The 22182-nt window shown below is 72.7% G+C and carries 21 protein-coding genes; 10 read left to right on the forward strand and 11 right to left on the reverse strand.

All coding sequences use genetic code 11. From position 1 onward, the window contains the following. Positions 1-104 precede the first annotated feature (104 nt). Positions 105-1388 carry an iron uptake transporter deferrochelatase/peroxidase subunit gene (efeB, locus tag ACZ7M2_RS25465; RefSeq protein WP_471597206.1) on the forward strand — a complete coding sequence of 428 codons (1284 nt, stop codon included), beginning with the start codon at positions 105-107 and terminating at the stop codon, positions 1386-1388. Here the strand turns inward: efeB and ACZ7M2_RS25470 are convergent. Then, positions 1319-2026, reverse strand: coding sequence for a hypothetical protein (locus ACZ7M2_RS25470; protein WP_471597207.1), 708 nt, complete (start codon positions 2024-2026; stop codon positions 1319-1321). The genes efeB and ACZ7M2_RS25470 overlap by 70 nt on opposite strands. A 154-nt stretch (positions 2027-2180) precedes the next feature. Beyond that, positions 2181-2747: a class I SAM-dependent methyltransferase gene (locus ACZ7M2_RS25475; RefSeq protein WP_471597208.1), complete on the reverse strand. Its 567-nt coding sequence runs from the start codon at positions 2745-2747 to the stop codon at positions 2181-2183. A gap of 132 nt (positions 2748-2879) precedes the next feature. Between ACZ7M2_RS25475 and ACZ7M2_RS25480 the strand changes: the two genes are divergently transcribed. The 4 genes from ACZ7M2_RS25480 (at position 2880) to ACZ7M2_RS25495 (ending at position 7152) form a co-directional block, all read left to right on the forward strand. Further along, positions 2880-4181: a sensor histidine kinase gene (locus ACZ7M2_RS25480; RefSeq protein WP_471597209.1), complete on the forward strand. Its 1302-nt coding sequence runs from the start codon at positions 2880-2882 to the stop codon at positions 4179-4181. Then, positions 4178-4876 (forward strand): response regulator, encoded by a 699-nt coding sequence (locus tag ACZ7M2_RS25485; protein WP_471597210.1) that lies wholly within the window; start codon positions 4178-4180, stop codon positions 4874-4876. The genes ACZ7M2_RS25480 and ACZ7M2_RS25485 overlap by 4 nt, the downstream gene beginning before the upstream one ends. Positions 4877-5002: 126 nt before the next feature. Further along, complete coding sequence (locus ACZ7M2_RS25490) at positions 5003-6007, forward strand: alpha/beta hydrolase (RefSeq protein WP_471597211.1); 1005 nt, start codon at positions 5003-5005, stop codon at positions 6005-6007. A gap of 107 nt (positions 6008-6114) precedes the next feature. Continuing rightward, positions 6115-7152, forward strand: a complete 1038-nt coding sequence (locus ACZ7M2_RS25495; protein ID WP_471597212.1) for a helix-turn-helix domain-containing protein — start codon at positions 6115-6117, stop codon at positions 7150-7152. Between the two features lie 40 nt (positions 7153-7192). Here ACZ7M2_RS25495 and ACZ7M2_RS25500 read toward each other — a convergent pair whose 3' ends face one another. Then, positions 7193-8272 carry an NADH:flavin oxidoreductase/NADH oxidase gene (locus ACZ7M2_RS25500; protein ID WP_471597213.1) on the reverse strand — a complete coding sequence of 360 codons (1080 nt, stop codon included), beginning with the start codon at positions 8270-8272 and terminating at the stop codon, positions 7193-7195. 150 nt (positions 8273-8422) lie between these two features. Between ACZ7M2_RS25500 and ACZ7M2_RS25505 the strand changes: the two genes are divergently transcribed. Continuing rightward, positions 8423-8797: an ArsR/SmtB family transcription factor gene (locus ACZ7M2_RS25505; protein WP_471597214.1), complete on the forward strand. Its 375-nt coding sequence runs from the start codon at positions 8423-8425 to the stop codon at positions 8795-8797. A 34-nt stretch (positions 8798-8831) separates the two neighbouring features. On the opposite strand, the gene ACZ7M2_RS25510 is transcribed toward ACZ7M2_RS25505, so the two are convergent. From ACZ7M2_RS25510 to ACZ7M2_RS25520, 3 genes are all read right to left on the reverse strand, one after another. Continuing rightward, on the reverse strand, positions 8832-10190 hold the full coding sequence (locus ACZ7M2_RS25510; RefSeq protein ID WP_471597215.1) for a nucleobase:cation symporter-2 family protein: 1359 nt from the start codon (positions 10188-10190) through the stop codon (positions 8832-8834). A gap of 161 nt (positions 10191-10351) precedes the next feature. Beyond that, positions 10352-11710 (reverse strand): FAD-dependent oxidoreductase, encoded by a 1359-nt coding sequence (locus ACZ7M2_RS25515; protein WP_471597216.1) that lies wholly within the window; start codon positions 11708-11710, stop codon positions 10352-10354. 187 nt (positions 11711-11897) lie between these two features. Then, positions 11898-12581, reverse strand: a complete 684-nt coding sequence (locus tag ACZ7M2_RS25520) for a DUF305 domain-containing protein (RefSeq protein WP_471597217.1) — start codon at positions 12579-12581, stop codon at positions 11898-11900. A gap of 176 nt (positions 12582-12757) precedes the next feature. On the opposite strand from ACZ7M2_RS25520, the gene ACZ7M2_RS25525 reads away from it, so the two are divergent. Then, a complete protein-coding gene (locus ACZ7M2_RS25525; protein ID WP_471597218.1) occupies positions 12758-14260 on the forward strand; it encodes an LVIVD repeat-containing protein in 1503 nt (500 codons plus the stop codon). Here the strand turns inward: ACZ7M2_RS25525 and ACZ7M2_RS25530 are convergent. Next, positions 14248-14967 carry a TetR/AcrR family transcriptional regulator gene (locus ACZ7M2_RS25530; RefSeq protein ID WP_471597219.1) on the reverse strand — a complete coding sequence of 240 codons (720 nt, stop codon included), beginning with the start codon at positions 14965-14967 and terminating at the stop codon, positions 14248-14250. The two genes, ACZ7M2_RS25525 and ACZ7M2_RS25530, sit on opposite strands and share 13 nt — an antisense overlap. A 234-nt stretch (positions 14968-15201) precedes the next feature. Between ACZ7M2_RS25530 and ACZ7M2_RS25535 the strand changes: the two genes are divergently transcribed. Further along, entirely contained in the window at positions 15202-15447 is a 246-nt protein-coding gene (locus ACZ7M2_RS25535; RefSeq protein WP_352050879.1) for a DUF2630 family protein, read from the forward strand. 262 nt (positions 15448-15709) lie between these two features. Here ACZ7M2_RS25535 and ACZ7M2_RS25540 read toward each other — a convergent pair whose 3' ends face one another. The 4 genes from ACZ7M2_RS25540 to ACZ7M2_RS25555 form a co-directional block, all read right to left on the reverse strand. After that, complete coding sequence (locus ACZ7M2_RS25540) at positions 15710-16405, reverse strand: HAD family hydrolase (RefSeq protein ID WP_471597220.1); 696 nt, start codon at positions 16403-16405, stop codon at positions 15710-15712. Between the two features lie 72 nt (positions 16406-16477). After that, a complete protein-coding gene (locus ACZ7M2_RS25545; protein WP_471597221.1) occupies positions 16478-17161 on the reverse strand; it encodes a phosphatase PAP2 family protein in 684 nt (227 codons plus the stop codon). A gap of 67 nt (positions 17162-17228) precedes the next feature. Further along, a complete protein-coding gene (locus ACZ7M2_RS25550) occupies positions 17229-18164 on the reverse strand; it encodes a M56 family metallopeptidase (protein WP_471597222.1) in 936 nt (311 codons plus the stop codon). 98 nt (positions 18165-18262) lie between these two features. Further along, positions 18263-18835, reverse strand: a complete 573-nt coding sequence (locus ACZ7M2_RS25555) for a DUF5134 domain-containing protein (RefSeq protein ID WP_471597223.1) — start codon at positions 18833-18835, stop codon at positions 18263-18265. 233 nt (positions 18836-19068) lie between these two features. Here ACZ7M2_RS25555 and ACZ7M2_RS25560 point away from each other — a divergent pair, with 233 nt between their 5' ends. Both ACZ7M2_RS25560 and ACZ7M2_RS25565 read left to right on the forward strand, forming a co-directional pair. Continuing rightward, positions 19069-20757: an FUSC family protein gene (locus ACZ7M2_RS25560; RefSeq protein ID WP_471597224.1), complete on the forward strand. Its 1689-nt coding sequence runs from the start codon at positions 19069-19071 to the stop codon at positions 20755-20757. Between the two features lie 869 nt (positions 20758-21626). Continuing rightward, positions 21627-22118: a MarR family winged helix-turn-helix transcriptional regulator gene (locus ACZ7M2_RS25565; RefSeq protein WP_471597225.1), complete on the forward strand. Its 492-nt coding sequence runs from the start codon at positions 21627-21629 to the stop codon at positions 22116-22118. The last annotated feature ends 64 nt before the right edge of the window (positions 22119-22182 follow it).

Consider the following 22182-nt stretch of genomic DNA (forward strand, 5'->3'; position numbering starts at 1 on the left):
CAGCCCGGCGCGGCGGCGCCGCCCCGAGACCGTCGGCCCACCCGCACCGAACCACCGCCCCCGCAGTACCGGGACCATGCGCCCACAGGAGAGGACCTCCCCCGATGACGACCCCGAGCCAGGACGACCAGGCCGCGCCGGGCGGCTGCCCCTTCGGCCGCCGTACGTTCACCAAGACAGCCCTCGGCGTCGGCGCGGCCGGAGCCGCCCTGGCGGGCGCCGGGCTCGTCGGGGCCCAGGTGGCCGCGGGCAGCACTCCCGCCGCGGCGGCCGACTCGGGCAACGGCAGGGTGCCCTTCCACGGCGCCCACCAGGCCGGCATCACCACCCCCGCGCCCACGGCCGCCGTCTTCGTCTCCTTCGACGTCATCGCCGAGGACCGCACCCAACTGGTCACCCTGCTGCGCACGATCACCGAACGGGCCCGCTTCCTGACCACCGGTGGCACCCCGGTCGACCTCGGCGTGGGCGCACCGCCCTCCGACAGCGGTCTGCTGGGACCGGACCTGCCCGCCGACGACCTCACCGTCACCGTGGGCGTCGGGGCCTCGCTCTTCGACGACCGCTACGGCCTCGCCGACCGCATACCGCGCCACCTCAAGCCGATGCGCACCTTCCCCAACGACAACCTCGACGCCGCCGAGTGCCACGGCGACCTGTCGTTGCAGCTGTGCGCCGCCGGCTCAGACACGGTGCTGCACGCCCTGCGCGACATCACCCGGCACACCCGCGGCGCGATGCAGATCAAGTGGCGCATCGACGGCTTCCAGAACCCGTCCCGTCCGACCGGCGCGCAGCGCAACTTCCTCGGGTTCAAGGACGGCATCGCCAACCCCGACACGACCTCGTCCCGCGAGATGGACAAGCTGGTCTGGGTCACCGCGGCCGACGGCGAGCCGGCCTGGGCGGTCGGCGGCAGCTACCAGGTCATCCGGATCATCCGGATGCTGGTCGAGTTCTGGGACCGGGTCTCGCTCACCGAGCAGGAGAAGATGATAGGCCGCCGCCGTGACACCGGCGCACCGCTGGATGGCGCCCAGGAGACCGACCTCCCGCGCTACACCAAGGACCCCAAGGGCGAGGCGATCCCGCTGGACGCCCACATCCGGCTCGCCAACCCCCGTACGGCCAAGACCGACACCGCCCGGATCCTGCGCCGCGGCTACAACTACGACCGGGGCGTCGACAAGGCGGGCAACCTCGACATGGGCCTGGCCTTCTGCTCCTACCAGCAGGACGTGGTCCGTCAGTTCGAGGCGACCCAGACGCGTCTGATCGACGAGCCGCTCGTCGACTACATCAGCCCCACCGGAGGCGGCTACTTCTTCGCGCTGCCCGGGGTGAAGGACAAGTCCGACTGGCTGGGCCGCTCCCTCGTGGAGGGCTGAGGCGAAGGGGGAAGAGGGGGTTGGGCCGGGGCCGGCAGCGGGGGCAGGCACGAGGCCGTCCCGTCCAGCGTGCCGAGCAGAAACGGCATCACTCCCCGCTCCAGCAGGGCCAGTTGCCACTCCTCATGGGCCCGCCTCACCTCGGGATCGCGGTCCTCCGAGGTGGGGCGGTCGCGCGTCGCCAGTGACCAGAGAAGGTCGCCCAGCGCCGCGCCCGCCGTCACCGCGGCCAGGATCACCACCACCATGATCAGCCCGTCGTTCAGATGCGGGCGTACGTCGAGGGCGTGCAGGTCGAACCCGCTCAGGACGTACACACCCGCGGCGACGACACCGAGGCTCGGCACGAGCAGCGCCGACACGGACACGGAGCCATCTCCCACACGCACGGTGGCCTTTGAGGGGCCCTCATGTCGTCCGGACGCCCGCACCCGGAGGTACCGGTCGTACTCGACCGCGGCGGTCCGGGAGAGCGAGGGGCGCGCCTGAAGGGCTTCGGCGCGCAGACGCTCGCGCGTGTCCCGCGCGCCGACGCGTTCCACGGCTGCCATGATCTCGGGGGAGTGGAGGGCCCGGTCCAGGATCCGCTCGAAGGTGCCGTCGCTCGGCGCCGCCGGACCGTCGTCACGTTCCTTCATTTGGGGGTCCCCCGAGACGTAAGAGGCTCACGATGAGGCAAACCCTACAGTATGTAGGGTTTCCGCTCGTCAACCGCTTCGGTGTCGGGTCTCCATCGGGTCGCGGGATCTTCCCGGGCAATTCGGCACGGGACACGTCGCCCCGCGCCGAGCGTCACGGCCTCCCGGTGGCCCGGTGTACGAAGGCCGGCGGGAGGTTCGGCCACACCACGGGCGAGCGTTCCAACCGGTCGAAACGGCACACCAGTTCGGCGGTGAAGTCACGGGCTGGCGGAGTCCAGGCCGCGTGCAGATACGCGAAGGTGGTGAACCGGCCGCCGGGCGCCAGGACTTCGCTCACGGCGTCCAGGATGTGCCCGCGCCGCTCTCGCGACATGACCGTCCACGGCAGCCCGGATACCACCGCGTCGACCGGTCCGCTCACCACGGTGGGCAGCTCGGCGGCCGAACCCCGCACCACGGTCAGCCGATCGTCGCGCCGTGCGGCCGACAACCGTGCCGCGAGCACCGGATTGAGCTCGACCGCGACGAGCCGCGCCTCGGGCGCGAGCCGGGCGAGGATCGCGTCGGTGAACACCCCGGTCCCCGGGCCCAGTTCGACGACGAGACGGGCTCGCTCCAGACCGATGTCCTCGGTCATCGCGTGGGCCAGCCGACGTGAACTGGCCGCCACGGCACCGGTCATGAGGGGCCGTCTGAGGAACTCGGTGGTGATCGACATGGCGGCCATGCTGGAAGCGAGCCGGGTGGCCGCACGTCGTATCCCCGGCCGGTGCGCGTACGACCGCGGGAGGACCCCGTGACGCCCCGCAGGACGATGCGGCGGAGCGGGCCCCGGTCATAGCGTGAGGCGGTGCATCGGCTGATCGAGACCCTGCTCCGCCGGCGGCGCGGCCACCCGTGGCTGACCGACGTCCTGTTGGTCGTGCTGGTGGCCGTGCCCCCGGTCATCCGCCCCGAGCCGGGCTGGCGGCCGGTCTGGGTACAGGCAGGCGTGTACGTCGCCCTCGTGCTGCCGCTGCTGTGGCGCCGCCGTCGGCCGGTGCTCGTCGCGGCCCTGGTGACGGCGGCCTTCTGGGCGCAGTACCTCGGACACGTGTGGGGACAGGAACCAGGGCGCGGCGCCGTCGCCCTGGCCGCGGTCCTGGCCACCCTCACCGTGCGCGGTCTGCGCCGCGCCGCCGCGCTGACGGTGGTCTGTGCCGCCGCCTGCGTAGCGCTCTGGATTCCCGCGTGGCAGCGGGAGTACGCGGGTCCGGGCGCCCGAGGCGCCTGGCTCACCCCGCTCGCGGTGGGGCTGCTGCTGACCGGGGCCTGGGTGTTCGGCGAGTACGTCCGTGCCCGGCGCGCCTATCTCGCCGAGTTCGAGCGGCGGGCCGTACTCGTCGAGTCGGAGCGCCTCGCCCTGGCCCGGGTCGCCGTCGCCGAGGAACGGGCGCGCATCGCCCGCGAGATCCACGACGTCCTCGCGCACAGCGTGAGCGTGATGGTGGTCAACGCCGAGGGCGGCAGGCTGATGCGGCATGTCGACCCCGCCGTCGTCGACCGCACCCTCGGCGTCATCAGCGCGACCGGCCGCGAGGCACTCGGTGAACTGCGCCGGCTGCTGGAGGTGCTGCGTACGCCCGACGCGGACGCCTCAGCCGATCCCGACGTCGACCACAGCCCCGACTCCGCTCTCGGCTGCGGCCCCGATGCGGCTCCCGAGCCCCTCGCGGCCGATCTGCGTCGGCTGATCGGACGCCTCAACACCAGCGGCACGCGCGCCCGGCTGGACCTGCGCGGTGAGCAGGGCGGCCTTCCGGCGGACCTCACCGTCCAGACGTACCGCATCGTGCAGGAGGCGCTCACCAACATCGTCAAGCACGCGCCGCCGGACGCCACGATCCGCGTACGGGTCGACACGGGCACTCAGGGGCCCGGGCGGCTGGTCCGCGTGCGGGTGGAGAACTCGGCCGGAGCCTCAGCCGCGGGGGGTGCCGTCGCCGGGCGCCCCGCCCCGCTGCCCTCGTCCGGTCGCGGTCTCACCGGCATGCGCGAACGCACCGCCCTGTACGGCGGGAGTGTCGACGCCGGGCCCACACCCGACGGCGGCTACCAGGTCGCCGCCACCCTGTGTGTCGCCGAGCCCGAGCCCACCGGGACGGCCCCATGACCGGCCCGACCTCGACCCCGACCCCATCCCCGTTCCGCGTACTGATCTGCGACGACCAGGAGCTGATCCGGATGGGGCTGCGCATGGTCGTCGACAGCCAGCCCGACCTCACCGTGGTGGGTGAGGCCGCCGACGGCGACGCGGCGATCGCGGGCGCGACGGCCCTGGCGCCGGACCTCGTCCTGATGGACGTACGCATGCCCGGTCTGGACGGACTCGCCGCCACCGAGCATCTCTGCGCGCAGCCCCAAGGACCCCGGATCCTCGTCGTCACCACCTTCGACCTCGACGAGTACGCCTACGCGGCCCTGCGTGCCGGCGCGAACGGCTTCCTCGTCAAGGACGCCCCGGCCGAGGAGATCCTGGTGACCGTCCGGGCGGTGCTGCGGGGCGAGGTCATGGTGGCGCCCTCGCTCACCCGGCGCCTGGTCGAACGCTTCGTCCTGCACGGGCCCGCGTCCGCGTCCACGCCCGCCCAGCGCCGCCGCCTCGCCGCCCTCACCGAGCGGGAACGGGAAGTCCTCGCCCTGGTCGCCCGGGGACTGGCCAACGGTGAGATCGCGGCCCGCCTCTTCGTCGGCGAGACGACCGTCAAGACCCACCTCGGCCGCATCCTGACCAAGCTCGGCCTCCGGGACCGTATCCACGCGGTGATCTTCGCCTACGAGAGCGGGCTGGTACGGGTCGGGGACTGAGCGGCGACGGGCATCCCGCCGTCCGGCGGGACTTCTCCGCCGTCTGGCGCTGCCGTGGGACCGCGGGCGCGCGGCACGATGACAGCCAGTGGTCACAGGGACGTGGCCCGGACGCAGGGAGAGCCGATGACCACCAATCCGTCCGCCGAGGCACAGGGCTCCCAGGTCGGACCGCCCCCGCCGTTCGACCCGGAGCTCGCCGCCGCCCTCGAGATCATCCGCGAACAGCTGCCGTCCTCGTTCAGCATCGAGATGATCCCGGCGCTGCGCGAGGGCATCGCCCTGTCCGAAGGGGCGGACCTGGACCTGACCCGGGACGGCGCCTTCGCGGTGGAGGAGCGCACAGTGCCCGGGCCGCAGGGCGCACCGGACATCTCCCTGCTCATCTGCCGGCCGACCCGGGCCGCCGGGGCCGTGCCCGTCGTCTACAACGTGCACGGCGGCGGCATGGTGATCGGCGACAACCGCACCGGCGTCGGGGAGATGCTCGACTGGGCCGAGGAGCTGGGCACGGCCGTGGTGTCGGTGGAGTACCGCCTCGCGCCCGAACACCCGCATCCGGCCCTCGTCGAGGACTGCTACGCCGGACTGAAGTGGACGGCCGAGCATGCCGGGGAACTGGGGTTCGACCCGGAGCGGATCATCGTCGCGGGCGCGAGCGCCGGGGGCGGTCTGACCGCGGCGGTCGCCCTGCTCGCCCGGGACCGCGGCGCACCGGCGCTCCTGGGGCAGGTGCTGCTGTGCCCGATGCTCGACGACCGCAACGACACCCCCTCCAGCCATCAGATGGCTGGTACCGGTGTGTGGGACCGCGCGGCGAACCACATGGGATGGACGGCCCTGCTCGGTGACGCCCGCGGCGGCCCGGACGTCTCTCCCTACGCCGCCCCGGCCCGCGCCGACGACCTCTCCGGGCTGCCCCCGGCCTTCATCGACGTCGGCTCGGCCGAGACCTTCCGGGACGAGGCCGTCGCCTACGCGAGCGGCCTGTGGCAGGCGGGCGGCCGGGCCGAGCTCCACGTGTGGCCCGGTGGCTTCCACGGATACGACCTGATGGCGCCGCAGGCCGCCCTGTCCCAGGACACCAAGGCCGCACGGCTGCGCTGGCTGCGCCGGCTCCTGGAGAACTGACCCCCTCCACCGGGCGTTCCTGCCGGTGACGGCTTGGCACCGGGCGCCGGAGGACGGAGCATGAGGGGCGACGCATTCCGGTGGTCCGTGCGAGGTGAGTGAGTTCGGTGAAGGAGCTGGCGGGCAGGCTCGCGGCGCTCGACCCCGACGCGGGTGCCGCACTCCAGGTGATCTCCTACTTCGACCGGCTGATCGAGGGCCGGGCGGGTCTGGAGTCCCTGGTGCGGGGCGCGGCCGTGCTGTCCGGCAGCCCGGCCCGGCTCGTCGACGAGGAGCGTGGGGTCCGTGTCCGGGTCGAGGCCGACGGGACGCGCCGGGACGACGGCGGCCCCCTCGACCCGGCCTGGCCCTCGGCCCCCTTGACGCCGGACGGTCCACCTGCCGTCTGGCTGGAGCGCACGGGAGCCTTCGACCGCACGGGAGTCTCCGACGGGGTCCACGCGATGGTCCTCGAGCGCGCCGCGGCCGCCGCCCGGGTGGTGCTGGACAGGACGCGCGGGCGGGCCCCGGCGGAGCCCCGGCAGGCCGACCCTGCCTCGGTCGAGGTGCTCCTGGACGCCTGTGCCACCGAGCACGCCCGACGGCAGGCGGCCGTCCGGCTCGGCCTGCGGGACGTGGCCGCCGCGCGTGTGGTGGCGACCGCCGAGGGCGGGCCGCTCGTCGAAGCGGTGCCCGCCACCGGCGACAGCACGCCCACCACCGGTGGCCGTCGCGCGGGCATCGGCCCCGTGGTGCCCGTACGGGACCTCCCGGTGTCGTGGGCCGCCGCCCGTACCGCCCTGCGGTTCACCGCGGAGGGCACCGACCAGGACCCCGGCCCCCGCACGGTGTACGCGGACGAGCTGGGCGGCCTCGCGCTGCTCGCGGACACGGTCGGCCCGACCACGGAACCCGTGCCCGACGTCCGCGCCCTCGAACGCGCCGTCGCGACGGCCCCCTGGGCGGCGAGCACGCTGTACGCGGTCGCCTTCAGCACGAGTCTGCGCGCCGCCGCGGCGGAGCTGAACGTGCACCACTCCACACTCCAGGACCGTCTCGTCCAGGCCGAGCACTGGCTCGACTGGCCGGTCCATGACCCGCACGGCCGGCTCCGCCTCCAACTGGCGCTGGTCCTACGACGGTTGCACCGGAACGCGGCACGCTAGCGCGCGCTCCCGGGACGGCCCACGCGGGGCGGTCGTACCGCTACACGGAGCGGTGGTACTGGTCGGGGACGTGGACCTCCGCGCCCAGTTCACGGGCCGCCAGGCGCGCGAACGAGGGGTTGCGCAGCAGCTCGCGCCCCAGCAGCACGGCGTCGGCCTCGTCGTTGGCGAGGATCTTCGCGGCCTGTTCCGCGTCGGTGATGAGACCGACGGCGGCGACGGACAGCGAGGTCTCCGCCTTGACCCGGGCGGCGAAGGGGACTTGGTACCCCGGCCCGACCGGAATGCGTACGCCCGAGACGTTGCCGCCGGTGGAGACGTCCAGCAGGTCGATGCCGTGCGCGCGCAGCTCGCCCGCGAAGCGGACGGTGTCGTCGGCGCTCCAGCCGCCCTCCTCCAGCCAGTCGGTGGCGGAGATCCGGAAGAACAGCGGCTTGTCGTCGGGCCAGACCTCCCGCACGGCGTCCACGACCTCGAGGGCGAAGCGGACACGGTTCTCGTACGAGCCGCCGTACGCGTCGGTGCGGTGGTTGGAGTGCGGGGAGAGGAACTCGTTGACGAGGTATCCGTGGGCGCCGTGGATCTCGGCGATCTCGAAACCGGCGTCCAGGGCGCGCCGGGCCGCGTCCGCGAACCGGCCCACGATCTCCCGGATCCCGGCCACGGTCAGCTCGGTCGGCACCGGGTGCCGCTCGTCGAAGGCCAGCGCGCTGGGAGCGAGCGGCTGCCAGCCGTACGCGTCCTCACCGACCGGCGCGCCGCCCTTCCAGGGACGGTCGGTGGCGGCCTTGCGGCCGCTGTGCGCGAGCTGGATCGCGGGCACGGTGCCCTGGCTCCTGAGGAAGCGGGTGATCCTGCGGAAGGCCTCGACCTGCGTGTCGTTCCAGATGCCCAGGTCGTAGGGGCTGATCCGGCCCTCGGGGGAGACGGCGGTGGCCTCGACGACGATCAGCCCCGTGCCGCCGGCGGCACGGGCGGCGTAGTGGGCGAAGTGCCAGTCGTTCGGCGCGCCCGTCGAGGGTCCCTCCGGCGCGGCCGAGTACTGGCACATCGGGGGCATCCACACCCGGTTCGGGATGGTCACCTCGCGCAGGGTGAAGGGCTCGAAGAGCGTGCTCACGGCGGACTCCGTTCGTCGAGGGTGCCGAGCTGTACCTCGTACGATAGACGTCGTAGTACGGCGTGTGTCAAACTACGAGAGATGTCGAACAATCCTCGTACACTGAGGTTCCTGGACGAAGATGAGGTTCCTGAACGAAGTGGAGCCACCATGACGACCGCAGACCCCGCCGGCAGCAGCCGCGACCTGCCGCACCCCGTGCGTGCGGACATCCGCCTGGAGTCGGTGCTGCACGCGCTCTCCGACCCCATGCGGCTGCGGATCGTGCGCGAGCTCGCCGCCGTCGGCGACGAGCTCTCCTGCTCGCACTTCGACCTGCCGGTCACCAAGTCCACCACCACGCACCATTTCCGGGTGCTCCGTGAGAGCGGGGTGATCCGGCAGGTCTACCGGGGAACGGCCAAGATGAACGCCCTGCGCGGAGCCGACCTGGACGCGCTGTTCCCCGGGTTCCTCGACAGCGTCCTCGCCGCGATCGAGCGGCAGGGCGAGCGGCTCGGCGAACCTCGGCGATCGGCTGGGTGACCGGCCGGGCGATCGGCCTAGCGCCAGGCGGGGGTCAGACCGAGGCGGCCTTCGGTTCGGCGGCGGCCCCGGCCGAACCCGCCTTCCCCGGCAGGTGATTGAAGAGCAGGTTCAGGACGATCGCCGTCAGGCACCCGGCGCTGATCCCGCTGTTCATCACCGTCTGGAACCAGTCGGGGAACTTCGCGTAGATCGTCGGCACGCCGACGGGAAGCATGCCCACGGCGACCGAGACGGCCACCACCGTCAGGTTGTCGTTGCCCTTGAAGTCCACCTCGGCCAGCGTCCGCAGCCCGCTCGCGGCGACGGTCCCGAACATGACCAGACCCGCGCCGCCAAGGACCGGCGCCGGCACCGCCGCGACCACCGCGCCCAGTTTGGGCAGCAGACCGAGCAGGACGAGGATGCCGCCCGCGGTCGCCACCACCCAGCGGCTGCGCACCCGGGTCATACCGACCAGACCCACGTTCTGCGCGAACGCCGTGTAGGGGAAGGTGTTGAACACACCGCCGAGCACCGTGGAGAGACCGTCGGCGCGCAGACCGTCGGCCAGCGTGCGCGGCTCGACCTTCCGGTCGGTCATCTCGCCGACCGCGATGAGGTCACCGGTCGTCTCCGTCATCGTCACCAGTGCCACGACCAGCATCGACACGATCGCGGAGGCGTGGAAGGTCGGCGTGCCGAAGTGGAACGGCGTGCTGATCCCGACCCAGTCGGCGTCCCCGACCCCGCCGAAGTCCGTGAACCCGAACGGCACCGCCGCGGCGAGGCCCACCGCGATGCCGACCAGCACCGCGATCCGGCTCAGGAAGGGCGGCGCGAACCGCTGCACAGCCAGCACCACGGCCAGGACGAAGCCCGCGAGCGCCAGGTTCTTCGGCTCCCCGAAGTCCTTCGCGCCCACGCCGCCGGCCACCCAGTTGCCCGCCACCGGCAGCAGCGAGACCCCGATGATCAGGATGACGGTGCCCGTGACCAGCGGCGGGAAGAAGCGCAGCAGCCTGCCGAAGACCGGCGCCAGCAACACGATCGCGAGCCCCGCGACGATCACCGAACCGTAGATCGCGGTCAGCCCGCCGCCCGTCGTCCCGATCAGGACCATCGGCGTGACCGCCGCGAAGGTGCAGCCCTGCATGATCGGCAGTCGTACACCGAACCGCCAGAAGCCCACGCACTGGATGAGGGTCGCGATACCGCACACCAGCAGGTCCGCGGTGATCAGATACGCGAGGTCGGCGGGCGAGAGCTTCATCGCCCCGCCCACGATCAGCGGCACGGCCACCGCGCCCGCGTACATCGCGAGCACGTGCTGCAGCCCGAAGGCGGCCAGGTGGCGTACGGGTGGGACCTCGTCGACGGGATGCACGGGATGCGCGGGTGCGGTGGTCGCCATGGGCACTCCAGGAGCGGCGGGTGGGGACGGGACGGCCGGACGGCGCGAGGAACGTCCGAACAGCACGAGACCGTAAGGGGCTTGAACAGTTTGTTGATTTCCGGCCCGTTGCCGCTATGTGTCATGCCCACCGAGTCGCGCCCGACCCCGCCGGAACCGCCCTAGGACGAAGTCGCCGTCCGCGCCGCCGCCATCAGTGACGTCCAGTCGGGCAGCTTGACCACACCCCGTCCGAGCGAGGCCCCGAGCTGCGCCTCCGCCCGCTCGATCGCCTCCCATCCGGCCCATGGAACCGGTGTCGCCCCGGCCGCCCGCAGCGCCGCGAGGGGATCCTCGGCCAGCTCCCGTCGTACGAGTCCGGGGGCGTCCTCGACGAGCGAGGTCACCGTCTCCTTGGCGCACGGCCGGTTGGTGCCGATGACACCGGTCGGGCCCCGCTTGATCCAGCCCGCCACATACTCGCCCGGCGCGACCACGCCGTCCCGCAGCACCCGGCCCGCGCGGTGCGGCACCGTGCCGTGGTCCGTGTCGAAGGGCAGTCCCTCGAGGGGGACGCCCCGATAGCCGACCGAGCGCAGCACCAACTGCGCCTCGATGTCCTCGTACCGTCCCGTGCCCGTCACCCCGCCGTGCCCGTCGGGCGCCGTACGCTCGAAGCGCACCGCGCCCACCCGGGTGCCGTCGCCCTCGTCGGGAAGCAGCTCGACCGGGCGCAGGAAGAAGCGCAGCCGGATCCGGCGGGCCCGGTCCTGCGCCGGCGCGGCGGCCCACCCCCGCAGCACCTCCACATTGCGGCGCTGCGCGGCGGGCAGGTCCGACGGGTCGGTGTACTGCGGATCGAGTGCCAACTCCTCGGGATCCACCACGACTTCGGTGTCCGGCAGCGAGCCGAGCTCGCGCAGCTCCTTGGTGGTGAACCGGGCCTGCGAGGGACCGCGCCGCCCGATCATGCTGATCTCGGTCACCTTGCTCGCGGCCAGCGCGCTCAGCGCCGCCTGTGGCACGTCCGTGGGGCTCAGCTCGGACGCGCCGCGGGCCAGCATCCGGGTCACGTCCACGGCGACGTTCCCGACGCCGACGACCACCGCCGAGCGCGCGCCGAGCACGAAGCCGTCGGTGACGGAGTCGGGGTGCGCGCTGTACCAGGACACGAACTCCGTCGCCGAGCAGCTGCCCGACAGCGCCTCGCCCGGCACTCCGAGATGGCGGTCGGTGGCGGCGCCCACGCAGTAGACCACCGCGTGGTACAGCTCCCGCAGCCGGGTCACGGGCACCCCGCCCGGGCCGACCTGGACACCGCCCAGGAACCGCACCCGCTCGTCCTCCAGGACCGCCCGCAGATTGTTCTGCAGCGACTTGATCTTCTCGTGGTCCGGCGCCACGCCGTAGCGCACCAGGCCGTACGGGCACGGCAGCCGGTCCAGGACGTCCACCCGGACCTCGGACAGCCCGCTCTGGACGAGGCTCTGGGCGGTGTAGACCCCGCTGGGCCCCGAGCCGATGACGGCGACATACAGCACGGCGGAACTCCCAATCCGAAACCCGAACAGCTCGAGGAGATCGCTGATGGCTCCAGCATCGCACCACCGACGCTCCGCTGACAGGGTCCGGCGCGCGGCACACGCCTACGGGTTCATCCGCACGGGAAGTCATGACATGAATACATATGGTGATCGTTCCGGCGGTCGCCGGAGGTGTCGCCGAGCGTCACCGCAACGCGCGCATCCTGCTGATCTCGCTCGTCTGCTGGGCGATCACGTCGTCGGCCATCTCCTCGACCTGGATGTTGTTGCCCTGGGCCTTCACCTCCGTGGCCATGGCGATCGCCCCGTCGTGATGTGTGATCATCAGCTTCAGGAAGAGCGTGTCGAAGGCCTTGCCGCGCGCCGCGCGCAACTCCTTCAGCTGTGCCTCGGTCGCCATGCCGGGCATCGCCTCGTGCCGGTGCTCCGTGGCCCGCTTGTCGCCGTCGTGGGCCGTGAGCCAGCCCTTCATCGTGGTGATCTCCGGCCCCTGCGCGGCCGCGATCCGCGCGGCGAGCCGCTTCACCTGACCCGACGCTGCCTGCTTCGGGGCGAGTCCGGTCATCTCCAGGGCCTGGGTGTGATGTTCGATCATCATCCGCGCGTAGGCGAAGTCCGCTGTGTTGGGGGAGTCGTCCTCGTTGCGCTGCTTCGCGGCGTCCGCGGCGGAGAGCGTCTCGGCCGCCTCGCCCGGCTTGCCGGGGGCGATCACCGAAGGCCCGCTCGTCCCGGCGGACTTGGGCGCGGAAGCCGAGCCGGAGTCGCAGCCCCCGAGTGCGAGCACGGCGACCGTCAGCGAGGCCGCGCCCAGGAGCGCACGGGACGCGCGGGGCGTACGGCGGAGCAACACATCGACCTCCAGGGGCACATGAATCGCCGGACACCTCACGGGTGTTTCATGACCGTCCTAGCACGCCGGTGAACGTTACTGATTGAAAACCTTCATGACGAGTGCGTTGCCATCTGTTGATCAACGCATGGTCCGGACAATACTTCTGGGGTCCGTGAACCGTTCGACTGCGAACGGCTACAAGGGAGGACGCAGTGACCCTGTTGATCGATCCCCGAACGCGGCGCAGACGCCTGGGAGTTGCCGCGGCCGCGGCCGGACTTCTGGCCGCGCTGCTCACGGCCGGCCCGGCGGCCGCGACCCCCGATCCCGGGGACGGCCCCGCCGTTCCGGAGAAGGTGTCCCGCAGTGACGCCATCGAGACCAGGACGGCGATCGCGAACGGCGAGATACCCGGGCAGGACGAGATCGTCCACTCCGACAACATCGAACACCTCACCAACATCCCCAAGGACGCGCTGCCCGGCACCAATTCCGACCTCGCCTTCCAGGGCACGTACGCCTTCGCCGGCAACTACGACGGCTTCCGCATCTTCGACATCAGCAACCCGAAGGCGCCCAGGACGGTGGCGCAGGTGCTCTGCCCGGGCTCGCAGAACGACGTGTCCGTCTCCGGCAACCTGCTCTTCCTGTCCACCGACTCCTCGCGCAGCGACAACTCCTGCAACAGCACCACGCAGCCCGCGACCGAGAAGTCCTCGTGGGAGGGCATGAAGGTCTTCGACATCACCGACAAGGCGAACCCGAAGTACGTCGCCGCCGTCGAGACCGCGTGCGGCTCGCACACCCACACGCTGGTGCCCGAGCGCAAGAACGTCTACATCTACGTCGCCTCGTACTCGCCGAGCGCCACCTTCCCCGACTGCCGGCCCCCGCACGACGGCATCTCGGTCATCAAGGTGCCGCGCAAAGCCCCTGAGAAGGCCGCCGTGGTGAACTTCCCGGTGCTGTTCCCGGGCGAGGGACCGGACGGCGGCGGCAACCCGGGCGCGCCCACCAACCCGGGCGTCTCCAAGACCACCGGCTGCCACGACATCACGGTCCTGCCCTCCAAGGACCTGGCCGCCGGTGCCTGCATGGGCGACGGCATCCTGTTCTCCATCAAGGACCCGGAGCACCCGAAGGTCATCGACCAGGTCGAGGACAACGTCAACTTCGCGTTCTGGCACTCGGCGACCTTCAACCAGAAGGCGAACAAGGTCGTGTTCACCGACGAGTTGGGCGGCGGTGGTGCGGCCACCTGCAACGCGGCCATCGGTCCGGACCGCGGCGCCGACGGCATCTACGACATCGTCGGCAAGGGCGACAAACGCAAGCTCGTCTTCAAGAACTACTTCAAGATCCCCCGCCACCAGGCCGACACCGAGAACTGCGTGGCCCACAACGGCTCGCTGATCCCCGTCAAGGGCAAGGACCTCATGGTCCAGGCCTGGTATCAGGGCGGCGTCTCCGTCTGGGACTTCACCGACTCCTCGAACCCGAAGGAGATCGCCTACTTCGAGCGCGGACCGCTGACCACCGACAAGCTCACGGTCGGCGGCTCCTGGTCGGCGTACTACTACAACGGCTACATCTACTCGAACGACATCGCCAAGGGCTTCGACGTCCTCAAGCTCAGCGACCGGCGCACCGATCCGGCCAAGCGGGTCCACCTGCGCGAGCTCAACGTCCAGACGCAGCCGGACTACTTCGACTGATCGGCGGGCGGCTGCTCGTCAGGCGACCCGTTGTCAGGCGGCTGCTCGTCCGGTCGCCGGCCGGTCGTGAAGAACCGTGACAGATCGCTCTCGCACGTCCCGCCGGGCACCTCGGTGTCCGGCGGGACACCCATCTCCCAGTCGAGGTGGTAGCGCTCGAACAGCTCGGCCCGCAGCCTCGGGACCGGCATCGGCGCCCCCGGCACCAGGGCCGCGTACACCGCGCCCATGAGCACCGCCCGCAGCATCGGGTAGTCGGTGTCGGCGTCCTGGGAGCCGTACTCGGCGACGCTCTCCCGCAGGAGCTGCGCGAGGCGCTGCTGCTCCGGACACCGCACGAACCCCTCGCCCTGCAATATGCCCGCCATGTGCTGACGCATCAGCACGGGCCGGTCCCGCGCCAGGCCCAGAATCGCGTCGATGGCCCGAGCCAGCCGCTCCCGGCCGTCCTCGGTACGAGGCTCGCGCTCCAGCCCCTCCTCCAGCGTGCGGTGCATCATCCGGTGCACGGCGGACTGCAGGAGCTGGCGTTTGCCGGGGAAGTAGTACGACACCAGTCCGCGCGCCGATCCCGCGCGATCCGCGATGTCCCCGAGCGTCGTCGCCTCGTAGCCGCGCTCGTTCACCAGCTCCACCGCGGCCTGCAACAGCCGCTCCCGGGAACGCCGCCGCAACTCTTCATTGACCGACGGGCTGCGCGGGGACATGCTGGAACTCCTGTGTTGACTGGCTGCCAGCCAACTATACTCAGAGCGTCCGGGCCATGACCCACCGCGGGGGAGGCTTCGGGCTGCCGTCCGCCTGGGGCGACGCGGGGGATCGTCTCAGGCGGACGGGCACACGGCGAGCGGAAACCCCCGGCCGGGCAGGATTCCCGAGCGAGTCGCACAGCCGCCGTGGCCTCCTTAGAGTGGGCGAAAGTGCCGAGGAGGCGGGTGGAGATGGATCAAGAGCAGATCCTGGCCAAGATCACGGCGATGGTGGACGACGAGCGCCGGCTGCGCGACGCCGTCGCGTCAGGGCAGATCGACAGCGCCACGGAACACGAACGGCTCGGACAGCTGGAGCGCGACCTCGACCAGTGCTGGGACCTGCTGCGCCAGCGGCGCGCGAAGTCCGAGTTCGGGGAGAACCCGGACGAGGCGCGCGTACGACCGTCTTCGCAGGTCGAGGGCTATCAGAGCTGATCGCGAGGGGTCGCCTCCGGGCCTGCGCGTCGCCCCCGGGCTTGCGGGCCGTTTTCGGGCCTCCGGGCGGCCCTCGGGGCCCGCGGGCGCTCCCGGGAAGCGGCACGGGTCAGCCGACCAGGTCCAGCACCGGCCGCAGTCCCTGCCTGCGGGTCGTCCCCGGGCCTGCGGGCCGTTCCTGGGCCTCCGGGCGGCGCTCGGGCCTCCGGGCCGACATCGACGGCCCTCGGGGCCCGCGGGCGCTCCCGGGAAGCGGCACGGGTCAGCCGACCAGGTCCAGCACCGGCCGCAGTCCCTCCGGGCGCCGCGCCGCGGGCAGGTGGTCCACGAAGTGCACCGGACAGCCCAGCGCCGCCGCACCCCCGTCCGCGCGGCGGTCGTCCCCGACCATCAGCGTGTCCTCGGGGGCGATGCCCAGCGCGTCGCAGGCGGTCGCGAACAGCCGGGTGTCCGGCTTCTGGATGCCGTGCTCGTACGACAGCACGTACGCGTCCACGTACCGGTCGAGGCCGTGCTCACGGAAGACGGGCCGCAGATCCCAGCCGATGTTGCTGACCACCCCGACCGCGACCCCGCGCTCGCACAGGGCGTCGAGCACCTCGGCCGTGTCGGGGTAGGGCCCCCATGCCGCCGGGAGCATGTGACGGTCGTACAGCGCGTCGTGCAGCCGGGCATCGGGCAGCGGCACCTGGCGGGAGATCGCGGTGTACATGGCCCGGTGCCCCTCGGCGCTCTGGTCCCGCCTGCGCCACAAGTCCTCCGAGCCCTCCGGCAGTCGGGGCGCGACGCTCCCGCCGGGCAGCGCGCCCACCGCCTCCAGGGCGTCCGCCGCCTCGGTCAACTCCCGCTCCGGCAGGGTGAGATCGGCGTCCCTGAGCACCGCGCGCAGCCAGGACTCGGTCGGTTCGGCACGGAACAGGGTTCCGGAGAAGTCGAAGAGCACACCGTTGATCGTCATGAGGGAGATCCTTCGGGCGCGCTCCGCGTCGGTCAAGCACGCTCCGGGCGGGTCGGGCACACTCCGCGCCGGTCAAGTACGTTCCGAGCCGAAGAGGCGCTCATGGGTCATCACCGCCAGGGCGACCACCAGTGCGCCGAGCAGCCAGCCGCCCAGGACGTCCGAGGGCCAGTGGACGCCCAGCCAGACACGGGTCAGGCCGACACCCACGACGCAGACCACGGCCAGCGCCAGTGCCGTACGTCGCAGCGCGCGCCCGGCGCCGTACAACTCGAGCAGCCACAGCAGCAGCCCGCACACCACCGTCGCGGTCATGGCATGGCCCGAGGGGAAGGCCGGGTAGTGCGCGGAGTCCACGGGGTCGGGCCAGACGGGGCGTGCGCGGCCGACCGCCGCCTTCAGTGACTGCTGGGCCACCGTGCCCAGCACACAGGCGGCCGTCACCCACAGCGCCGGCCACCACGCCGAACGCCGCCACACCAGCCGGAGCACGACCAGCGCACCCAGCGCGCGCATCGTCCACGGGTCCCACACCCAGTCCGTCAGAACGCGGAACACCTGGGTGGCACCCGGTTCGTCGACCGCCCAGCGGTGCATGGCGCGCGCGATGTCGCCGTCGAGGGCCAGCAGCGGTCGCCAGGAGAACGCGACCAGCAGGAGAAGCAGCACGGACGGAACGGCGAGCACCGCCGCGGTGACTGCCGCGGTCCGTGGGGTCGGGGTGCGAAGCGGTGGGCCGAGGGGCGGGGAGCGCATACGGTGATCCTCGCCGACGTACGGGGCCGGAGGCCAACCCCGTGGCGCCGAACCGCCGCCGGCGCGGCTAGCCGAGTGCCCGCAGACCCGGTACGAAGGCCACCAGCAGGGGGATCACCGGCACCAGCGTGGCCGCCGCCGTCAGCCGCAGCCGCCGCGACGGCGTCAGCCGGTCCGGGGGAGCGAGCAGGCGGTGCACCCGCTGCGGGACGTGGGCCTGCGGAGTCGGACAGGGGCCGAACACGCCCCGGTCCTCGTTCAGTTCCACCAGCGCGAGGGCGGTCGTGAGGCGGCCGAAGCGGCGGGAGGCCATGTCGTCGGCGGCGAGTTCGACCAGGCGGTGCATCTCGTCGCGGAACGCGGCGAACACGGGCACCTGCGGAAAACCGACGGCGAGCGCGGCCGAACAGTGCAGCAGCCAGTCGTGCCGGGCCTGCGCGTGACCCTGCTCGTGGGCGAGCACGGCGTCCAGCTGACGCCCTTTGAGACGGCGCAACGCGGCCGTGGTGACGACCAGTTGGGGAGTGGTTCCGGGTAGCCACCAGGCGTAAGGACGCTCACCCTCCAGCACCACCAGCCGGTCACTGCTCGGCTCCTCACCGGGCAACAGCGGCGCGCGTACGAGGAGTTCGTCACGGCTCTGCCGACGGTGAGCCCGGGCCCGCAGCACCTCGCGGACCAGCATCGCCGCGGTCCAGGCACCGCCGCAGGCGAGCGCCACGGCGGTCGTCGCGGCCCAAGGGCTCCCCTTGCTCAACGCGTAGGCGTCCACGACGGAGTGCGGAGCGGGGGCGAAGACATGGCCGCGCACCGCCACCCACGCGGCGGCCGCGCTGAGCGTCATCGACAGGGCGCAGCACAGCAGAACGGCCGCCACCACGCACTGCCACGCCCACAGGGCGACCACGGGTTCATGGTCCGGCCAGTCCGCCCGGGCGAGCAGTCGTGGAGCGACCACGGCGGCCAGGGCGCCGAGCAGCAACAGTGCCGCGGGGACCATCATGGGGTGAAGCCTATGAGCGGAGCGTCGCCGGGGGATACGGCCCGCGACGACAAAGTGACGTACGCCACGGTTTCACATGGCCGGGGCCGGAGCGGCGCTCAGAGCGTGACCAGCATGGCCAGCATCGCGATCCCCATGGACAGGCGGCACGCCTGTGACAGCTCGGGGCGGTCGCCCCAGCCGAGGGGCCGGGGGGTGCCGCGGAGCGTCCCCGAGTCGCCGGCCACCGCCGCGACCGGCAACAGCCGGGCCCCGGAGCGCAGCACGTACCCGATGAAGTAGACCAGGAGCGCCCCCGTGACCAGCGGAATCCCGGAACCTCCGCCGCCGTGCTCGTGGTGTCCGGGGGAGGCGGCCATCGCGGCGGCCATGTAGACCATGGCGCAGGCCCCGACCAGATGGTGCAGATGGTGCGGGCTGCTGCGGACCGACCACAGCGTGCGCAGGGCGGCGGCGCCGAACACCGCGGCGTAGGCGAACCAGGTCCAGTGCGGCGGAGTGGCCGCCGCCGCGGGCACGGCCATCGCGGCCATGCCGAATCCCATGAGCGCCTCGGCGCCCGCGGTGCGGCGCTGCTCCTCGACGGGGCTGCGCATCCGCAACAGGCAGTAGGCCCCGCTCGCCGCGCACAGCGCTACGAGCAGCCAGCCGGGTGACGCCGGTCCGTGCACCGCGTACCTCCCCGCTCGACGGAGTCGGACAGTCGTTGATGTCGGACAGTCGGTCAGGGCATGCCCGGGCCGGGCGGTGCGCAAGCGAGCGCACAGGTGTACACGGGGGAGCGTGCGGGAGTGCGTCGCAGGTGGGCGCGGGTCGTGGGCGCAGGTGGGCATGGGTGGGCATGGGTGGGCGGTGACGGGGGGAAATATATTTCACGAGTAAAATACCTGCTAAGCTTGAAGGTATGAGCAGTGCGACCCCCCAGATCCCCCGTGTACGCCGACGTCCCCATGGACGTCACCGCTCTCGTGGACGTCGTCTGCCGCTGGCCGGTGTGCTGCGGCTCGGCCGCCCCGCCGACATCTGGTTCAAGCCCGCGCTGAGCGTGGTCGTCTCGGTCGCGCCGCCGAATCTGACGCTTCTCGCGCTCGGCCGGCTCGACCTGGCGATGTACACCATGGCCGGATCGCTCTGCGCGCTCTACGCCCACAACCGTCCGTACGCCGCCCGCGCCCGCGCGCTCGCCTGGGTCGTCCTCGGCATGCTCGGCGGCCTCGCCGTCGCGCTGACCGCGGCCTCGCTCACGACGAACGCCGTCGTGCTGGTCACCCTCGGCGCGCTGCTGGCCGCCGTGCAAAAGGCGCTGTGCGACGCCACGCGCATCGGGCCGCCGGGGCACGTGGTCCTCGCCTTCATCAGCTCCGCGTCCCTGTTCGTGCCGCAGACGCTCGGCCAGGTTCCCGGCCATCTCGCGCTGGGCGCCGCAGCGGGCGCCTGGGCGTGGATCGTCGGCATGGCGCCCGGACTCATCCGCCCGCACGGGCCCGAGCGCCGAGCGACGGCGCACGCGCTGAACGCCGCGGCCACCTACGCCGAGACAGCGGGCACCGGTGACGGGGCCGCCCGGGCCCGCGCCGCCGCGGCCGCCGCCGTGCACGGAGCCTGGCAGTCGCTGCTCTCCACCGGCGCCCGCAGCGCGCCCCGACGCGCCCTGGAACGGCTCGTCGTGCGCGCCGAGGTGGCGATCGCCGCGCCCGCCGACACGGAGCCCGAGCGGCTGCGGGCGTGGGCGCGCGAGGTGCGGGGCGCCGGGCCCGTACCTCGTCCGGACGACCTCGGGGAAGCCGCCGACGAACTCCTGGGCGTGGAAGTCGAACTCGCCGTGCCCCCGACCCCCTTGTTCCGTCGCCTGGGCCCACTCGCCCCGATCGCCCTGCGCACCGCGCTCGGCTGTGCCCTCGCCGGATACGCGTCGCTCGCGCTCGGCGTCGGCCGCCCCTACTGGGCGCTGGTCACCGCCGCCTCGCTCTACCAGGCCAACATCACCCTGACCTGGAGCCGGGGAGTGCAGCGTGTCGTCGGCAACCTGATCGGCGTCCTGTTGTTCGCCGTGCTCGCCCCACTGGCCCATCTCAGCCAGGCGGTCCTCGTCCTGCTGTGCCTCGCCCTCAACTTCGGCGCCGAAGCCCTGATCGGCCGCAACTACTGGCTCGGCAGCATCTGCGTGACCCCCATGGCGCTGCTCATCACCGAGTTCGCCCGCGTCCAGCAGCCCGGCGAGCTGATGACCGACCGGGTCGCGGACACCCTGGTGGGTGCGCTGGTCGGCTTCGCCGCGGCCGTCGCGGTCACCAACCGGCGGGCCGGCGCCCGTATCGAGGACGCCCTCGACGCCGTCGAACGGGCCCGTGAACGTGCCGTGGGCCTGCTCGACGCCGAGCGTCCCGAACCCGGCGACCTGGAGTCCGCCCGGCGCGCGCTGTCCGGTGCCGTCGTGGAACTGCGCGCCACCGCCGACGCCGCCGCCGGCGAATGGTGGCAACGCGCCCTGCCGGAGGAGCGGGTGATGCGGGCCGAGCAGTCCGGACACCGTACGCTCGCGGCGACGGTACGGCGGCAGGGACTGCACTCCTTGGAGGGCGCACAGGCATGACGGCAGCGGATGGGCGCGCGACGGACGCGGCACTCGGCCAGAGCGGCACTGCGACCCCGGCGGCACCTCGGCGCGCGGCGCCGCAGGGGCAGCCGAGTCGGATGAGCGAGCCCCCGGCCGGGCGGTCGGGTCCGGCGGGCGCCGTGGTCGGTGATGCTGCCGACGTGGACAGTCCGGCGACCCGGCGCTCGGCGTCGGCGGACGCGCGCGCCGGTGGGCGCGGCCCGTCGGGCGACTCGGCCGGACGGGGGCTCTCGGCGGGTGCTCCGCTCGGAGGGGTGGCGTCGACGGACAACGGGGCCGGAGAAGCGGTCCGCGCGGGTACCCCGGCCGGGGGGGCCACGCCGGCGCGTCCGCAGGCCGGCCGGTCGGCGTCGGCGGAGCCGGGCCCCGGGCCCGCACGGGCGGTCGGATCGGATGCGCCCGCCGCTAGCCCCAGCACCACACCAGCCACCGAGACCGCCCCCCAGACTCCCTCGGGTGCCTCGGGTGCCTCGGGTGCCTCGGGTGCCTCGGGTGCCTCGGGTGCCTCGGGCACTCCGGCTCCTTCGGGCACTCCGGCTCCCTCGGGGAGCCCAGCCGCCTCAGGTGCTCGGGCCGCCTCGGGTACTCCGGCCGCCTCAGGCAGTCCGGCTCCCTCCCGCAGACCGGCCGCCTCGGGTACTCCCGCCGCCTCGGGTAGCCCGGCTCCCTCGGGTGCTCCGGCCGCCGCGGCCAGCCCGGCTGCCGCGGGTGCCCCGGCTCCCTCCGGTGCCCCGGCTCCCTCGGACAACCCAGCCCCCTCAGGTATCGAGACCCCCTCAGGTCCCCAGTCCCCCTCAGGTACCCCCAGCCCCACACTCCCCGGCACCCCACCCCCGGTCGACACCATGGCTGCCGTGGTGCGGCAGTGGCATGCCGTGCATCCCGGGATCGACACCGGGCCGATGGAGATCATCGGCCGGATCAACCGCTCGGCCGCGCTGCTCCAGCAGGCCGAGGACGCCCCGTTGCGCCGGGCCGGGCTCACCCGTCCGGAGTTCGACGTCCTCGGGACCCTGCGCCGCACCGGTCACGAGCTGACCCCCAGTGAGATCGCCCGCGAGACGTTCTCCTCCGGTGCCGCCGTCACCAAGCGCCTGAAGCAGCTGACCGAGCGCGGCCTGGTCGAGCGCCGCGGTGACACCCGCGACCGCCGGGTCGCGCACGTCCGGCTCACCGACGCGGGCCGCGACCTCGTCGACGGCATCCTGCCCCAGCAGCTCGCCTACGAGACGGCAGCCCTGTCCGGGATCGACCTCGACCGCCAACGCGAACTCGCCGACCTGCTCGGTGAGTTGCTCGGTCAGCTCGAAGGCCGTCTCGGGGTGCCACGCGTCTGAGGCGGCCCGGGGGCCCATTGGCTTCGGGGGCACGCGCCGTTGACACGAGCCGCGCGCCGCTCCT

This window comes from Streptomyces sp. NPDC111507, assembly GCF_055638955.1.

Excerpts from the sequence above, each read along its gene's own strand:
- efeB (WP_471597206.1), top strand. The coding sequence starts at position 105 with ATGACGACCCCGAGCCAGGACGACCAGGCCGCGCCGGGCGGCTGCCCC.
- ACZ7M2_RS25470 (WP_471597207.1), bottom strand. The coding sequence starts at position 2,026 with ATGAAGGAACGTGACGACGGTCCGGCGGCGCCGAGCGACGGCACCTTC.
- ACZ7M2_RS25475 (WP_471597208.1), bottom strand. The coding sequence starts at position 2,747 with ATGTCGATCACCACCGAGTTCCTCAGACGGCCCCTCATGACCGGTGCC.
- ACZ7M2_RS25485 (WP_471597210.1), top strand. The coding sequence starts at position 4,178 with ATGACCGGCCCGACCTCGACCCCGACCCCATCCCCGTTCCGCGTACTG.
- ACZ7M2_RS25490 (WP_471597211.1), top strand. The coding sequence starts at position 5,003 with ATGACCACCAATCCGTCCGCCGAGGCACAGGGCTCCCAGGTCGGACCG.
- ACZ7M2_RS25505 (WP_471597214.1), top strand. The coding sequence starts at position 8,423 with ATGACGACCGCAGACCCCGCCGGCAGCAGCCGCGACCTGCCGCACCCC.
- ACZ7M2_RS25510 (WP_471597215.1), bottom strand. The coding sequence starts at position 10,190 with ATGGCGACCACCGCACCCGCGCATCCCGTGCATCCCGTCGACGAGGTC.
- ACZ7M2_RS25530 (WP_471597219.1), bottom strand. The coding sequence starts at position 14,967 with ATGTCCCCGCGCAGCCCGTCGGTCAATGAAGAGTTGCGGCGGCGTTCC.
- ACZ7M2_RS25535 (WP_352050879.1), top strand. The coding sequence starts at position 15,202 with ATGGATCAAGAGCAGATCCTGGCCAAGATCACGGCGATGGTGGACGAC.
- ACZ7M2_RS25540 (WP_471597220.1), bottom strand. The coding sequence starts at position 16,405 with ATGACGATCAACGGTGTGCTCTTCGACTTCTCCGGAACCCTGTTCCGT.
- ACZ7M2_RS25545 (WP_471597221.1), bottom strand. The coding sequence starts at position 17,161 with ATGCGCTCCCCGCCCCTCGGCCCACCGCTTCGCACCCCGACCCCACGG.
- ACZ7M2_RS25550 (WP_471597222.1), bottom strand. The coding sequence starts at position 18,164 with ATGATGGTCCCCGCGGCACTGTTGCTGCTCGGCGCCCTGGCCGCCGTG.
- ACZ7M2_RS25560 (WP_471597224.1), top strand. The coding sequence starts at position 19,069 with ATGAGCAGTGCGACCCCCCAGATCCCCCGTGTACGCCGACGTCCCCAT.
- ACZ7M2_RS25565 (WP_471597225.1), top strand. The coding sequence starts at position 21,627 with ATGGCTGCCGTGGTGCGGCAGTGGCATGCCGTGCATCCCGGGATCGAC.